Origin of the sequence: Micromonospora sp. NPDC047740, from assembly GCF_043204735.1 — a bacterium.
Taxonomy (GTDB): domain Bacteria; phylum Actinomycetota; class Actinomycetes; order Mycobacteriales; family Micromonosporaceae; genus Micromonospora.
The window spans coordinates 298,008-312,215 of sequence record NZ_JBIDCT010000005.1 but is presented as its reverse complement, the minus strand read 5'-3'; the positions used below and the strand labels follow the sequence as shown (position 1 = coordinate 312,215).

14 protein-coding genes are annotated in these 14,208 nt (G+C 74.3%); 6 read left to right on the top strand and 8 right to left on the bottom strand.

Going from position 1 to position 14,208, the window contains the following annotated elements:
- Position 1 precedes the first annotated feature (1 nt).
- The 5 genes from ACGF4F_RS12445 to ACGF4F_RS12425 all read left to right on the top strand — a co-directional run bounded on the left by ACGF4F_RS12445 (position 2) and on the right by ACGF4F_RS12425 (position 4,941).
- Positions 2 to 802, top strand: a complete 801-nt coding sequence (locus ACGF4F_RS12445; protein WP_357440919.1) for a class I SAM-dependent methyltransferase — start codon at positions 2 to 4, stop codon at positions 800 to 802.
- Positions 803 to 1,049: 247 nt separating this feature from the next.
- Positions 1,050 to 2,228, top strand: coding sequence for an ATP-binding protein (locus tag ACGF4F_RS12440; RefSeq protein ID WP_357440917.1), 1,179 nt, complete (start codon positions 1,050 to 1,052; stop codon positions 2,226 to 2,228).
- 43 nt (positions 2,229 to 2,271) lie between these two features.
- Positions 2,272 to 3,438 (top strand): hypothetical protein, encoded by a 1,167-nt coding sequence (locus tag ACGF4F_RS12435; RefSeq protein WP_357441094.1) that lies wholly within the window; start codon positions 2,272 to 2,274, stop codon positions 3,436 to 3,438.
- Complete coding sequence (locus tag ACGF4F_RS12430; protein WP_357440914.1) at positions 3,408 to 4,124, top strand: response regulator transcription factor; 717 nt, start codon at positions 3,408 to 3,410, stop codon at positions 4,122 to 4,124. Before ACGF4F_RS12435 ends, ACGF4F_RS12430 begins: the two co-directional genes overlap by 31 nt.
- 73 nt (positions 4,125 to 4,197) lie before the next feature.
- Positions 4,198 to 4,941 (top strand): hypothetical protein, encoded by a 744-nt coding sequence (locus ACGF4F_RS12425; RefSeq protein WP_357441091.1) that lies wholly within the window; start codon positions 4,198 to 4,200, stop codon positions 4,939 to 4,941.
- A gap of 52 nt (positions 4,942 to 4,993) precedes the next feature.
- On the opposite strand, the gene ACGF4F_RS12420 is transcribed toward ACGF4F_RS12425, so the two are convergent.
- A complete protein-coding gene (locus ACGF4F_RS12420; protein ID WP_393077068.1) occupies positions 4,994 to 5,743 on the bottom strand; it encodes a lysophospholipid acyltransferase family protein in 750 nt (249 codons plus the stop codon).
- Positions 5,744 to 5,865: 122 nt separating this feature from the next.
- Between ACGF4F_RS12420 and ACGF4F_RS12415 the strand changes: the two genes are divergently transcribed.
- A complete protein-coding gene (locus ACGF4F_RS12415) occupies positions 5,866 to 6,525 on the top strand; it encodes an alpha/beta hydrolase (RefSeq protein ID WP_357440908.1) in 660 nt (219 codons plus the stop codon).
- Positions 6,526 to 6,575: 50 nt separating this feature from the next.
- Here the strand turns inward: ACGF4F_RS12415 and ACGF4F_RS12410 are convergent, their stop codons facing one another.
- The 7 genes from ACGF4F_RS12410 to ACGF4F_RS12380 form a co-directional block, all read right to left on the bottom strand.
- Positions 6,576 to 8,639, bottom strand: coding sequence for a glycogen debranching N-terminal domain-containing protein (locus tag ACGF4F_RS12410; RefSeq protein ID WP_357440905.1), 2,064 nt, complete (start codon positions 8,637 to 8,639; stop codon positions 6,576 to 6,578).
- Positions 8,639 to 9,061: an SCP2 sterol-binding domain-containing protein gene (locus tag ACGF4F_RS12405; RefSeq protein WP_387280121.1), complete on the bottom strand. Its 423-nt coding sequence runs from the start codon at positions 9,059 to 9,061 to the stop codon at positions 8,639 to 8,641. Before ACGF4F_RS12405 ends, ACGF4F_RS12410 begins: the two co-directional genes overlap by 1 nt.
- Before the next feature lie 116 nt (positions 9,062 to 9,177).
- Positions 9,178 to 9,594, bottom strand: a complete 417-nt coding sequence (locus ACGF4F_RS12400) for a CBS domain-containing protein (RefSeq protein ID WP_073836006.1) — start codon at positions 9,592 to 9,594, stop codon at positions 9,178 to 9,180.
- Positions 9,595 to 9,762: 168 nt separating this feature from the next.
- Positions 9,763 to 10,203: a PPOX class F420-dependent oxidoreductase gene (locus ACGF4F_RS12395; RefSeq protein WP_357440903.1), complete on the bottom strand. Its 441-nt coding sequence runs from the start codon at positions 10,201 to 10,203 to the stop codon at positions 9,763 to 9,765.
- Between the two features lie 91 nt (positions 10,204 to 10,294).
- The gene (locus ACGF4F_RS12390; RefSeq protein ID WP_357440900.1) at positions 10,295 to 11,320 is read right to left on the bottom strand and encodes an aspartate-semialdehyde dehydrogenase; all 1,026 of its coding nucleotides are present in this window, start codon (positions 11,318 to 11,320) and stop codon (positions 10,295 to 10,297) included.
- A 232-nt stretch (positions 11,321 to 11,552) separates the two neighbouring features.
- On the bottom strand, positions 11,553 to 12,899 hold the full coding sequence (locus ACGF4F_RS12385) for a pitrilysin family protein (RefSeq protein ID WP_357440898.1): 1,347 nt from the start codon (positions 12,897 to 12,899) through the stop codon (positions 11,553 to 11,555).
- Complete coding sequence (locus ACGF4F_RS12380) at positions 12,896 to 14,194, bottom strand: pitrilysin family protein (RefSeq protein ID WP_357440896.1); 1,299 nt, start codon at positions 14,192 to 14,194, stop codon at positions 12,896 to 12,898. The genes ACGF4F_RS12385 and ACGF4F_RS12380 overlap by 4 nt, the downstream gene beginning before the upstream one ends.
- Positions 14,195 to 14,208 lie beyond the last annotated feature (14 nt).

Sequence of the window (14,208 nt, the reverse complement as noted above, 5' to 3'; positions counted from 1 at the left end):
GATGCCGCAGCATCGCCCGGCCGAGCCGGACATCCAGCGCTACTACACCGAGGTCTTCGCCGAGGCGGAGCGGTTGGACCGTACGCCGCAGGGACGCCTGGAGGCGAGGCGGACCCGGGAGCTGCTGACCCGGCTGCTCCCACCGCCACCGGCCGCCGTGCTCGACGTGGGCGGCGGCCCCGGCACGTACGCGGGCTGGCTCGCGGCGGTCGGTCACCGGGTGCATCTGGTCGACCTGGTGCCGGCGCACGTGGCCGCCGCGCGGACGGCGTACCCGGAGCTCACGGCGACCGTGGGCGACGCCCGCGACCTGCCGTTGCCCGACGACGCGGCCGACGCGACGCTGCTGCTCGGGCCGCTCTATCACCTGACCGAGCGCGCGGACCGGGTGGCCGCGCTGCGCGAGGCGGCGCGGCTCACCCGGCCCGGTGGGCCGGTCGTCGCGGCGGTGATCAGCCGCAACGCGGCCCTGATCGACCTGACCGCGCAGGGGCGGGTGGACGAACGCACCCGATCGCGCCTGCTGGGGGCGTACGTCACCGGGGTGAACGACCCGGAGACGGGCTTCACCACCGCCTACTTCCATCGGCCGGAACAGGTGGTGGACGAGTTCACCGCGGCCGGGCTGCCGACACCCCAGCTGTACGGGGTGGAGGGTCCACTCTGGCCGCTGCTGAACGCGATGGACACCGGCCCGGAGGACCGGCTCTTCGCCGACGCGATGGCCTGCGCGGAGACGTTCGAGCGGGATCCGGCGGTGCTCGGCGCCAGCGCGCACCTGCTGGCGGTCGCGTCGGTCTGACCCGCCGACCAGGTCGCCGAAGTGGCGGGATCTGCCTCCCGGCGCGACGCCACATCGCCGAGATGGCGGGAACAGATCACCCGGCACACCGCCACATCGCCGATGTGGCGGACGGCACCGGCCGACGACGGCGACGGCGACGCACCACGTACGGAGGGTGACCAGTTGCTGTTTTGCATGTTATTCTCCGGCGTCGATCTAGGCCGCCCGGACCCGACCGGGTCGCTGCCGGAAGGACACCCTCCCCATGCCGGTCGTTGCCGCCACGACCTCGCCACCGAGCCCGCTGGACCGGCCGGCCGGCGGCGCGTTCACCGTTGTCTTCACCACCCTGCCGGCGCTGCTCCGGCTGACCTGTGGCCTGGTCTGCGCGGTGGTGGCCCTGGCGGTCCGCACCCCGCCGGTCCGGGTGGCGCTGCTGGTGCCGGCGGTCGCCGTGCTGACCGGCTGGTCCGTCTGGTACGCCGTCCGCGCGCTGCGGCACCGGATCACCGCCGGGCTGGTGGCCGGCGATGTCGCGCTCTCGGCGGCGGCCGGGCTGGCGATCCCGTGGCTGGTGGCGCCGGAGGTGCTGCCGGGCGAGGTGAGCTGGGTCGCGGTGCTGGCCAGCACCACCGTGATCAACGCGCAGGTCACCGCCCCGGCCCGCTGGTCGGTTCCGGCCAGCCTGCTGGTCACCACCGGCTACGCGGCCGGCGCGACCGCGGCGGGCAACCCGGTGGAGGCGCAGGCACACGCGACCACGTTGCTGGTGCAGACCGGCCTCACGGCGGTGCTGATCGCGGTGGTGCGGCGCCGGATCGGGCGCGCCGACGCCGCCTTCGCCGACTACCAGCGGCTGGCCCGGGAGGCGGTGATGGCGCGTTCCACGCGCGAGGCCGAGCGGCGACAGAACCGGGACCTGCACGACACCGCCCTCGCCACGCTGACCATGGTGGGGCTCGGCGCGGTTTCCGGCCCGTCGGCCGCGCTGCGCGAGCGGTGCGCGGCGGACCTGCGTACCCTCGCCGCCCTGGCGGACGCGCGGTCGGCGCCGCCGGCCGGCGTGGTAGCGCTGGACGACCGGCTGCGGGCGGTCGTCGCCCGGCTGCCCGAGCTGCCGCTGTCCGCGGCGCTGACTCCATGCGCGGTGCCGCCGGAGGTCGCCGAGGCCCTCGCCGACAGCGCCGCCGCCGCGCTGGCCAACGTGGTCCGGCACGCGCCGGGCGCGTCCGCCGCGCTGCGGCTGGCCCGGGACGCCGACACCGTCGTGGTCGAGGTGACCGACGATGGTCCGGGCTTCGACCCGGCCACGGTCCCGGCCCACCGGTACGGGCTGCGCGAGTCGGTCCACGGTCGCATGGCGACCGTCGGCGGGCGCGCCGAGGTGACGTCCGGCCCTGGTGCGGGCACCCGGATCCGGCTGGAGTGGACCGGTGAGCACTGACCTCGACGCGCGCGCGGTCGGGCCGGCCGACCGCCTCGCGCCGATCCCGGCCCCGGGCGCTCCGGCCCCACCCGACGCCGCGGGGGCGGCGATCGCGGTGGCGAGTGCCTCCGACCGGGCCGCCCGGATCGCGGCGGTCACCATCGCGCTCGCCTGGCACCTGGCGATCGACCTGCCGGCGCTGCCCGGCGCCGGGTCCTCACCCGCCGCCTCGGCGGTGGTCGCCGCCGGCTGGCTGGTGACCGCGGCGGTCGGCGTGGTGGCCGGCGTACGCCTGCTGCGCGGTGGCCTGCCGCCCGCCCGGCGGCTGGCGGCGGTGTTGCTGGTGGTCGACGCGGCGGTCTTCGCGGCGGTCGGCGGCGGGCAGTTGTTCGCCGCGGCGAACTGGGCGTGGGGCGGCATGGTCTGGTTCTTCCCGCTGGTGCTCTGGCGACGGCCGGTCCGGTGGCTGCTGGCGCTGCTCGGCGCGCACGCGATGATCGCCCTCGCCGCGCTGCTCGGTTCCGGCGCCACCGCCCCGGCCGACCTGGCCCGCTACGCGATGTACGTCTACGGCGTGTCGTCGCTGCCCGTCGCGGTCTTCGTCGGCGGCGTCGCGCTCGCCGCCCTGGCCCAGGCCAGGGCCGGCACGGCCGCGGCGGCGCTGGCGGTCGAGGCGGAACGGATGGCGGCGGAACGGGCCCAGGCGGAGCGGCGAGCGCGGCTGGCCCTGGCCAGCGGCACCGCCGAGGAGGTGCTGGCCGCCCTCGCCGCCGGCGACGCCGACCCGGCCGACCCGGAGGTACGCCGCCGCTGCGTGCTGGCCGCGGCCCGGCTGCGCCGGCTGATCGCCGAGTCGGACGACGTGCCCGACCCGCTGCTGCACGAGCTGCGCGCCGCCGCCGACCTGGCCGAACGGAACGGCCTGCCGATCGAGCTGGTCGCCGTCGGCGTCCCGCCGGAGCTGCCCGTCGAGGTACGCCGGCGGTTGGCCGACCCGCTCACCGCGGCGCTCGCCGACGCCCGGGACTGGGCCCGGCTTACCGTGGTGACCGGCCCGGACGAGGTGGTGGTCAGCCTGGTCACGCCCGACCACGACGGGCCCGACGCGAGTGGGCCGCCAGGCCCGACCGGTCCGCAGGCGGACGGGGACGGGAACGGGTCGGTGGAACACGTGCACGAGCGGGACGGGGAGATCAGATGGACGCAGACCCGGTGGCGGCGGACGTGACCGGCGGGCGGCCCATCGGCGTGGCCATCGTGGACGACCACCCGGTGGTGATCGACGGGGTACGCGCCTGGCTGGCCAGCGAGCCGCGACTGCGCGTACTGGCCACCGGGGACGACCCGGACGCGGTGCTGCGGGCCGCCCCGGAGGCCGAGGTGGTGCTGCTCGACCTGCGGCTGCACGGGCGGATGGCGTTCGACAAGCTCGCCGAGCTGAGCGCCGCGGGTCGGCGGGTGGTGGTCTACTCCCAGCACACCGACCCGGACACCATGCTCGCCGCGCTGGACGCGGGGGCGGTCGCGTTCCTGGCCAAGCACGAGGGGCGCGAGCACTGCGTGGCGACCGTACTGGCCGCGGCGAGCGACCGCCCGTACGTGCCGCCGGCGCTGGCCGGGGCCATGGTGGGCGATCCTCGGCCGGACCGGCCGGCCCTGTCGGACAAGGAGCGCGAGGCCCTGCTGCTGTGGTTCCAGTCGATGTCGAAGGCGTCGGTGGCCCGCCGGATGCGGATCAGCGAGCACACCGTGAAGCAGTACGTGGACCGGGCGCGGATCAAGTACACCCGGGCGGGGCGGCCGGCCGCCACGAAGGCGGCGCTGCTCGCCCGGGCGATCGAGGACGGCCTCGTCCGGCCGGAAGAGATCGGCATCTACCGGTCACAGGCGTCCACCGACCGGCCGACCCCCTAACGGCTGTCATGACAGCCACCACGGCGTGGGCCAGGCTCGACGTACCGCCAACCGTCCCCGGGAGGTCGTGACCGTGCAGGAGGACGCCGCACCGTTCTTCATCGGACCGCACCGCTTCGACGCGGACGGGGACCCCGCCCGTCCCACCCTCGACCGGCGATACGCCTTGGTCCCCGAACCGGGCGAGCAACTGCTCGGGCAGCACCGGCTGCGGATCGCCGGGCAGCTGCTCGGTCCCACCGAGAACGCGCCCGCCTGGCACCTGCCCGCGCCGGCGACGGTCACCGTGACGGACCGGCGCCTCGCGTATGTCTGCACCGGCTCCGAACTGGCCCTGGTCTCGGGGCGGGACGGCCGGACAGGTGCCCGGCACCGGCGTCCGCTCCGGCTGTCCCGCCTGGTCAGTGGCCAGATCCGCTGGCAGTGGCCGTCCCGGCTGGAGTTGGCCGAGGGCCCGGACGACGAGGTCGAGCTGCTGTTGGTCTGCGACGCGCTGCGCACCATCCGGCAGCCGGCCCTCGCGCTGGCCGGCCCGGACGCCCTGATCGTCGCGCTGGCTCGCCAGGTACGCCGCGCGGTGGCCGCGTTCCGCCTGGTGCACCCCGAACTGGTGGACCTCTCCCCGCCGGAACGGGACACCCTGCTGACCCGAGTGGGTGGCGCGCCCGGCCCGGCCCGGGGCTCGCTGACCCTGCCCGGTTCACTGCCGGTGGAGTTTCTGTCCCGGGAGGACTACTACCGGCCGGCGGCGACCGAGGCGGCGGCCTGGCCCCGGGCGGCCTCCCCGGCCCGGGTGGGGCCCGGTTCCGCCTGCTGACCCTCAGATCAGCGCGGGCCGGTCGGGCCGGACCCGGGCCTGCGGCCGGCGGTCAGGAGGTGGCAGCGCGAGGGCCTCGACGGTCCAGCGCGGCGGCCTCCTCGGGCGTGGGGGCGGCGCCGCCGAGGTGGGCGGGCTGCCACCAGGCGTCGTCGGGGCCGGCCGGCTGCTCCGGGTACTCCCGCTGGGCCCGATCCACCAGCGCGCTGAGCCGGTTCTTCAGCTCGGCCGTCATCGTGGCGGCGTCCGGGTAGCCGGCCGGGTCCATCGGCTCCCCCACCAGGATGCTGATCGGGGTGTGCCGACGGGTGAGGGTGCGCGGGCGGCCCTTGGTCCACAGCCGCTGGGTGCCCCAGAGTGCGACCGGCAGCAGCGGCACGGCGGCCTGCTGGGCCATTCGGGCGGCCCCGCTCTTGAGCTCCTTGACGGTGAAGGAGCGGCTGATGGTCGCCTCCGGGAAGACGCCGACCACCTCGCCACGCCGCAGTGCGGACACCGCGGTCTGGTACGACCCGGCGCCGGCCGCCCGGTTGACCGGGATGTGCTTCATGCCCCGCATGAGCGGCCCGGAGACCTTGTGTCGGAAGACCGAGTCCTTGGCCATGAACCGGACCAGGCGGCGGGAGTCGCGTGCGCCGTACCCGGAGAAGATGAAGTCCAGGTAGCTGACGTGATTGCTGGCCAGCACCGCTCCGCCGGTGCGCGGCACGTGATGACTTCCCTCCACCCGTAGGCGCAGGTCGAGGACCCGGAACATCGTCTTGGCGGCGGCGATCACGGGCGGGTACACGAGCTCCGGCATCCGCCGACTTTACCCCGAGTAGGTTACGCGACCGTAGGAAAGGATCGTGCGGTCCGATCTGCGGGCTCTGCCCTGGGCAGAGCCGGGTCGCGGGCCGGCCCGGGACGGGCCAGCATGGCGGGATGATCGAACGCGGAGTGCTGCTCTGGATCCACGGTGGCGGCTGGCGGGCCCGGTACCACGAGGACGGCGCGGCCCTGGCCCCGCTCGGGCTCCGGGTGGTCGCGGCGACCTACCGGTTCGTGACCGAGGCGCACTGGCCGGCCCAGCTCGCCGACGTACGCACGGCGGCCCGGGCCGCGCGGGCCGCGGCGGGCGGGCTGCCGCTGCTGGTCGGGGGCGACTCGGCCGGCGGGATGCTCGCCCTGCACCTCGCCCTGCGGGGAGTGGACCGGCCGGGCGACGTCGCGGCGGGGCTGGCGTACTGGGCGCCGGTCGACCCGCTGGACCCGCAGTGGCGGCGGCTGCGCGCCCACGACGACCCGTGGGCCGACCTGCTCGGCCACCCGCCCGCCGCGGGCGACCCGGCCACCGTCGACGCCACGGTCGCGTCCCACCTCGGGTCCGGCGTACCGGTGCTGCTGGTGCAGGGGCGCGAGGACGCGTCGGTGCCGGCCGCGCAGTCGGTGGCGCTGGCCGGGCAACTGCTCGCCGCCGGGCACCCGGTGCACACCTGGATCACCCACGGCGGGCACGCCCTCGACTTGGCGCGTCCGGACATCCAGGCGGTCACCGCCGCGTTCCTGGACACCGTCCTGCCGCCGCTGGTGCCGGGGCGCTGAGCACGCGGCGGCGCCGCCGGCCCGGTGGTCGGCGGCGCCCCACGGTCGCGTTACTGGGCGGCCAGCCGGTGCAGGTCGACCCGGCCCCGGGCGAAGGCGTCCACCTTTCCCCACCGGCCCGGGATGTCCAGCACCTCGATCCGCCCCATGCCGACCGGCAGCCGCGGGTCCACCGCCAGGTGCCCCTCGTGCGGCTCCAGCCCGAGCATCGTCCGGATCAACAACAGCGGCGTCCCGGTCGACCAGGCCTGCGGGCTGCATGCCGTCGGATACTCGACGGGGAACTTGGTCAGGTCCCGCGGATAGCCGCCGAACGCCTCCGGCAGCCGGCCGTCGAAGTACCGCGCCGCTTCGAGGATGCCGTTGGCGATGACGGCGGCCTCGTCGGCGAAGCCGTACCGGCGCAGACCCCAGGCGATGAACGAGTTGTCGAACGGCCAGATCGTGCCATTGTGATAGCCGATCGGGTTGTAGCGGACCTCGCCCTCGGCCAGGGTGCGCACCCCCCAGCCGGAGAAGAGCCGCGGCCCGAGCAGGTGGTCGGCGATCTTCCTCGCCCGGTCCGGCTCGACGATGCCGCTCCACAGCAGGTGGCCGATGTTGGAGCTGAGCACCGCGCAGTGCCGGCCGTCCGGGTCCAGCCCGAGGGCGTAGTACTCGCCGTCCGCCACCCACCAGTCCCGGTTGAACCGCTCCCTGAGCTCCGCCGCCTCCCGCTCCAACTGGTCGGCGTACGCCGGGTCGTCCCAGAACTCCCGGGCCAGCCGGGCGGCCCGCATCTTCGCGTCGTACGCGTAGCCCTGCACCTCGCAGGTGGCCCGCGGAAACGGCGGCAGCGTGCCGTCCCGGTAGGAGATGGAGTCCCACGAGTCCTTCCAGCACTGATTCTCCAGGCCGGTGTCGGTGTTGCGCCGCTCGTACCAGATGTAGCCGTTGCCCACCAGGTCGGCGTAGTCGTCGACCCACTTCAGCGCCGCCCGGCACTCCCGTTCCAGCTCCTTGACCAGCGCCACGTCGCCGGTCCACTTCTCGTACTCGTCGAGCAGCACCACGAACAGCGGCGTCGCGTCCACCGAGCCGTAGTAGGGCGAGTGCGGCTGCTCCTCGAAGGCGGCCGTCTCGCCGTAGCGCATCTCGTGCAGGATCCGGCCCGGGTCCTCGTCCCGGAAGTCGTCGAACCGGGTGCCCTGCAAGGCCCCGAGGATCCGCAGCGTGGTCTTGGAGAGCTCCGGCGCGAACGGCAGCACCTGGAGGCAGGTCAGGATGCTGTCCCGGCCGAACATGGTCATGAACCAGGGCAGGCCGGCGGCCGGCAGTGTCTGCCCACCGAGCGACAACGGCGAGAAACGCAGCGCCGCCAGGTCGATCAAACTGCGCCGGTACGTCGAGCAGACCTCGCGGTGCTCGCTGTTCACCTTCGGTGCGTTGGCGATCCACTGCTCCAGGTCCTGCTGCAGGGCCAGCCGCTCGACGCCGTGCGTCCGCAGCCCCATCCGCAGGTCCCGACCGCCCGGGCCGACCGCGAAGGTCTGTACGTCGATGCCGGTGTCCCACTGCTCGTTCGGTTCCAGGTGGACCGTGAAGGCGAGGCCGTTCCGGTCGTAGCGGGCCGGCTGGGAGGACTGGATGACCGTCTCCCGCTTGAAGTTGCCCCGCCGGTAGCCCAGCCTGAGCCGGTCCGACTCGGCCTCGGCGTAGATCTCGCCCTTCTTGTTCAGGATCTCGTCCTTGACCTGGAACAGGTCGGCGAAGTCCGACGCGGCGTCGATCCGGATCTCCAGGTCGACCGGTTTCTCGTCGTGGTTGAGGATGGTCAGCGTCTCCCGGAAGCTGCCGCCCACCGCCCGCTCCCGGATGATCGACAACTTCGCGTCGATGTAGTGCGTGGCCATGCCCGGCACCAGGAAGAACCTGGCCTCGTAGTACTGGAGGTCGTCGTACGACAGGGCGTTGAGCCGCTCACCGTTGACGGTCAGCACCCACTTGGAGAGGAAACGGGTGTCGATGGCGAAGAGGCCGGTCGGCTCGCTCGGCGTCGCCTCGATGTCGCCGGTGTCCTCGGACACCACGAACGTGTTGCCGTCCAGGATCCGGACGGTGTCCGTGCCCGCCATCAGGAAGCCCCCCTCTGGAACGCGTGATGCGGCCCGCGAGAGTCCGGCGGACCGGGAAAGATCCGTTCGACCTGCAACACCAGCCGCAGGTCGCCCAGCACGGTCATGTCGCCGCGCAGCAGCGCCGCGATGACGTTCTCCTGGCCGCTGACCAACTCGCCGAAGAGTCGCGGCGCGGTCCCCACGACCGTGTTCGCCTCCTGGTCCTCCTGCCGGACCCGGAGGTTGCCCCGGTCGATGTGCAGCAGCCAGTGTGTCGTGTGCGCCCCCTCGTGCAGGTCGAAGCGCAGGGTGCCGCTGGTCTTCGCCAGCAGGGGTTCGTACCCCCGCCGGTCCAGGTCCTCGAAGAACTTCGTGGTCGCGTCCACCAGCTCACTCCTCCCGCGGTCCGCGGCGTGCGACGTCCGAGAAGGGGTGCCCATCGGGTACGGGGTCAATCTCGCCCGGTTCGGGTGAGCCGCCGACCTCGCGCGGGGGCGGAACGCGCGAACGCCGGCACCCCGTTGAACCGGGGGCCGGCGTCGCCGCGGCGGACGGGTCAGTTGTTCGGTTCGTCGGCGCTGATGTCGGCGAGCACCGACTGCGGCTCCCGCTCGACGGCGAGGTCACCCATCGACACCAGTCCGATCAGCCGGCCGTCGTCGACCACCGGCAGCCGCCGGACGGCGTACGTGCGCATCAGGTCCGCGGCCGCCACCGCGTCGTCGTACTGGCTCACCGTCACCACGTCCTTGCTGGTGATCTGGTTGAGCCTGGTCGTGGCGGGGTCCATGTTCTCGGCGACGCCCCGGACCGTGATGTCCCGGTCCGTGACGATGCCCACCACGCGGTCACCATCGGTCACCACCACGTCGCCGATGGCGCTGTCGCGCATCTCCTGCGCCGCCGCGGTCAGGGTGTCGTCGCCGTCCATCGTCACCAACCGGGTCGTCATGAACTCTCCGACCGTTGTCATGGTGCTCCCCTCTCGGTGTCGGCACCGCGGTCTACCCGCCGCCGCGGGCCGGGTAACACGCCCCGTTCGGCGGTGGTGCGAGCGCAGGGTAGTGGCAGCCGGTCCTGGACCGGCCGAAGAACGTCGGGCCGGGGACGACGGGAGGCCAGGGGCGTGGCGGACGCGTGGTCAGGCGCGCGGGGGCGCGCCGTAGACCCGCTCGACGTGCAGCCGCAGCACGAGGCGGCGCTCGGCGACCATGGCGCGCCGGAAGTCGTCCCAGTCCGGGTGTTCGCCCTGCACCGCCCGGTACAGCCCGACCAGTTCCTCGACGGTGGGATCGTCCGGCCGCTGGGCCACCGGGGTCAGCTCGGCCCGCGCCTCCGCCACCGCGTACGCCCAGCCGTCCGCGCTGCTGACCTGGAAGCTGGCCCGGGGGTCCCGGCGCAGGTTGGCGGTCTTCGCCCGGTCGTCGGTCACCGAGATCCGGATCACGCCCTGCTCCCGGTCGAAGGAGTGGACCACGTTGGACAGCTGGGGCCGGCCGTCCCGCTTGATGGTGGCGAGCACCCCGATCCGGCGGCTCGCGATGAGATCGGTCAGGGCCTGCTGGGTCTGCTCGTCCGCCATGGGGGCCTCCCGGGTCGACTGGTCGCGCGGTCGACCCCCATCTCACCGCATTCCCGGCCGGCGTGCCCGACGCCCGGCCGGGCCGGCCGGCTCAGCGCCGCTCGGCGGCGACCAGCTCGGCGAGCTGCACGGCGTTGAGCGCGGCGCCCTTGCGCAGGTTGTCGTTGGAGCAGAAGAGCGCCAGCCCGTGCTCGACGGTCTCGTCGGCCCGGATCCGCCCGACGTACGTCGGGTCCTGGCCGGCCGCCTGCAGCGGGGTGGGCACGTCCGACAGGGCCACCCCCGGTGCGCCGTCGAGCAGCTCCCGGGCGCGGGCCGGAGTGATCGGCCGGGCGAAGCGGGCGTTGATCTGGAGCGAGTGCCCGGTGAAGACCGGGACCCGGACGCAGGTGCCGGAGACCTTCAGCCCCGGGATCTCCAGGATCTTGCGGCTCTCGTTGCGCAGCTTCTGCTCCTCGTCGGTCTCGAAGGAGCCGTCGTCGACGATCGAACCGGCCAGCGGGAGCACGTTGAAGGCGATCGGGCGGGCGAACGAGCGCGGCGCGGGGAACTCGACGGCCGCACCGTCGAAGGTGAGCCCGGCGGCGTCCTCGGCCACCTTGCGGACCTGCTCGTCCAGCTCCGCCACGCCGGCCAGGCCGGCGCCGGAGACCGCCTGGTACGTCGCCACGACCAGGCTGACCAGCTCGGCCGCCTGGTGCAGCGGGCGCAGCACCGGCATGGCGGCCATGGTGGTGCAGTTCGGGTTGGCCACGATGCCCTTCGGCCGGTCGGCGATGGCGTGCGGGTTGACTTCGGCGACCACCAGCGGCACCTCGGGGTCCATCCGGAACGCCGAGGAGTTGTCGATGACGACCGCGCCGGCGTCGGCGACCCGGGGGGCCAGCTCGCGGGCGGTGCCCTTGCCCGCCGAGAAGAGCACGATGTCCAGCCCCCGGTAGTCCGCGGTGGCCGCGTCCTCGACGGTGACCTCGCCGTCCCGCCAGGGCAGGGTCCGCCCGGCCGACCGCGCCGAGGCGAACAACCGCACCTGCTCCGCCGGGAACTCGCGCTCCGCCAGCACCTGCCGCATCACGCCACCGACCTGGCCGGTGGCCCCCACAATGCCGATCCTCATGCCCGCGAGGCTACCCAGCCGGGCGGCCGGACCGGGAAGGCTTTCCCACCGCGCGGGCCGGCGGCCGGCCCCGCCCTCGCCGGACGGCAGCCGCCAGGAGCTGCAACGACGGCGCTCCAGGCCCGCTCGTCCCGGAAGATCACCCGCCGTCGGCCCGCCCGGCCGGAGCATCCGCGCCCCGCCCGCCGGGGTCGGCGGCCGGACGCGACCGGAATCACACCCCAGCGGGCGGTCAGGGAGTGTGGTCGACGACCTCCCCGAGCCCGGTCGCGACCAACTCGTCCCGGATGATCGCCGCGTCGCCCTCCACGACCAGGGTGAGCGAATCCGGGTGCAGGTGCGCCGTGGCCGCCGCGGAGACCTGCTCCACGTCGGCGGCGAGCAGCGACTCGCGCAGCCGGGCGTGGTAGTCGTCCGGCAGGTCGTGCACCACCAGCGTGGTCAGCGCCGAGGCGATGGCCCGCGGGGTCTGCAGCTCGACCGAGAGCTGGCCGGCCCGCCAGAAGCGGGCCACCGCGAGCTCGTCCTCGGTCACTCCCTCCGACCGGGTCCGCGACACCTCGCCGACCGCCTCGACCAGCGCCGGCGCGGTCACCGCGGTCTGCACCCCGGAGCTGATCGCGAACCGGCCGAACCGGCGGGACGAGGCGAAGTCGCCCCGGATGCCGTAGGTGTAGCCGTGCACCTCGCGCAGCAGATGGTTCAGCCGGGAGGTGAAGGCCCCGCCCAGCACCGTGCCTGCGAGCGACATCGGCACGTGGTCCGGGTGGGCGCGGTGCGGGGACGGGTGCCCGAGACGGAGCGTGGACTGCACCGAGCCGGGGCGGTCGACCAGGATGATCCGCCGCCGGTCGTGCCGCGGCACCTCGACCGGGCCGCCCTTCTCCACCGGCCCGCCCCCGGCGCCCGCGAACGCCGTCGCGCCGAGTGCGTCCAGGTCGATCCGGTCCAGGTCACCGGCGATGACCAGGGTGCCCGGGCGGATGAACCACTCGGAGTGGAAGACCGTCACGTCGTCCACGTCCAGTGCGGCCACGCTGTCCGGGTCGCCGTACATCGGGCGGCCCCAGCGGTTGTCCGTGCCGAAGATGTCGCCGCGCAGCACCGCGTCCGCCCGGGGGCCGGGGTTGGCCCAGTCCATCCGCAGCGCGGTCGCCTCGTCGTCGCGGACCCGCAGCACGTCGGCCGGGTCGAGCTTCGGCGTCCGGACCGCCTCGGCGAGCAGTTCCACGGCGGCGTTCAGCCGATCGACCGGCACCTGCACGCTGACCTGGAAGGAGTCCCAGTCCAGCGCGGTCACCAGCTCGGTGCCGAGCGCCTCGACGGCCAGCGCGTACGCGGTGGCGTCCCGCTGCGCGGTGCCCTCCTCCAGGGCCTTGGCGAGCACCGCGCCCAGCCCCTCCTTGCCGACCGGCTCCCGGCCGGCGCCGGCGTCGAGGAGCAGCAGCGCGACCGCGAGGCTCTGCCCGGGCAGGTGCGCGGCGACGACCTGCCCGCCGGCGACGGCCCGGCGCACCACCTGCGGGAACCGGTACGGGCGGGCGGCGCCCGGCCCGGGACGTTCGGTGATCAGCGTCATGCGGTCTTCTCCTCCGGCACGTAGCACAGGGTCACCCGGTCGTGTTCGGTACGGAGCAGCTCGGCGGCCTGTTCGGCGATCTGCTCGGCGGTGACGGCGAGCCACCCCGGCAGCCGCTCGCCGGCCTTCGCCGGGTCGCCGAACTGGGTGGCGTACCGGCCCAGCGTGTCCGCCCGGCCCTCCACCGTGGACATCTGCCGCCACCACATGGTGCTCAGCAGCGCCTTGGCCCGGTCCAGCTCGGCGGCGGTCACCGGCACCGTCGCCAGCTCGTCGACCACCTCCGCCAGCCCGTCGCGCAGCCGCTCGACGGTGATCCCGGGGCGGGCGGTGGCGGTGGCGATCAGCGGGGCGGGAGCGTGGGCCAGGTCCACCCCGTACGCCCCGACCAGATCCGGCTGGGCGATCCGCTCCCCGTCGGCGAGGCGCTGGTAGAGCCGGCTGCCCCGGCCGCTGCCGAGGACGGTGGCGAGCACGGTGGCGACGTCGTAGCCGGGGGTGCCGAACGGCTGGGTACGGTGCGCCACGTACACCCGGGGAGCGGGGACGTCGGCGGTGACCGTCTCCACGGCCGGCCGCCCGGCCGTCGGCACGGTGCGTCCGTCCGGCGCGGCGGGGATGTCGGCGCGCGGCGGGATGGCGCCGAAGTACTTGTCGGCCAGCGCGAACACCTCGGCCGCCGTGGTGTCGCCGACCACGGTGAGCACGGCGTTGTTCGGCGCGTAGTAGGTCTGGTGGAACGCCTGGAAGGTGGGCAGGCCGGCGGCGTTGAGGTCGGCCATCGACCCGATCGTGGCGTGGTGGTACGGGTGCCCGGGCGGGTAGAGCAGCGGCAGCAGGCGCAGCCACGCGTCGCCGTACGGGACGTTCTCGTACCGCTGGCGGCGCTCGTTCTTGACCACCTCGCGCTGGTTGTCCAGCGTCTCCTGGGTCAGCGCCGGCACCAGGCCGCCCATCCGGTCGGCCTCCAGCCAGAGCGCCAGCTCGAGGTGCTCGGCCGGGACCGTCTCGAAGTAGTTGGTCCGGTCCGGGTTGGTGGTGGCGTTCAGCGAACCGCCGGACCCCTGGATGAGCTTCATGTGCTCGGTCTTCGCCACGTTCACCGAGCCCTCGAACATCAGGTGCTCGAAGAGGTGGGCGAAGCCGGTCTGGCCCGCCGGCTCGTGCCGGGAGCCCACGTCGTACCAGAGGTTCACGGCGATCGCGGGTGCGGTGCGGTCCTCGCTCACCACCACGCGCAGGCCGTTGTCCAGTCGGGTCGTCTCGATCGGCCAGGGGTAACCGCTGTCGGGCATGGCACGACGCTATC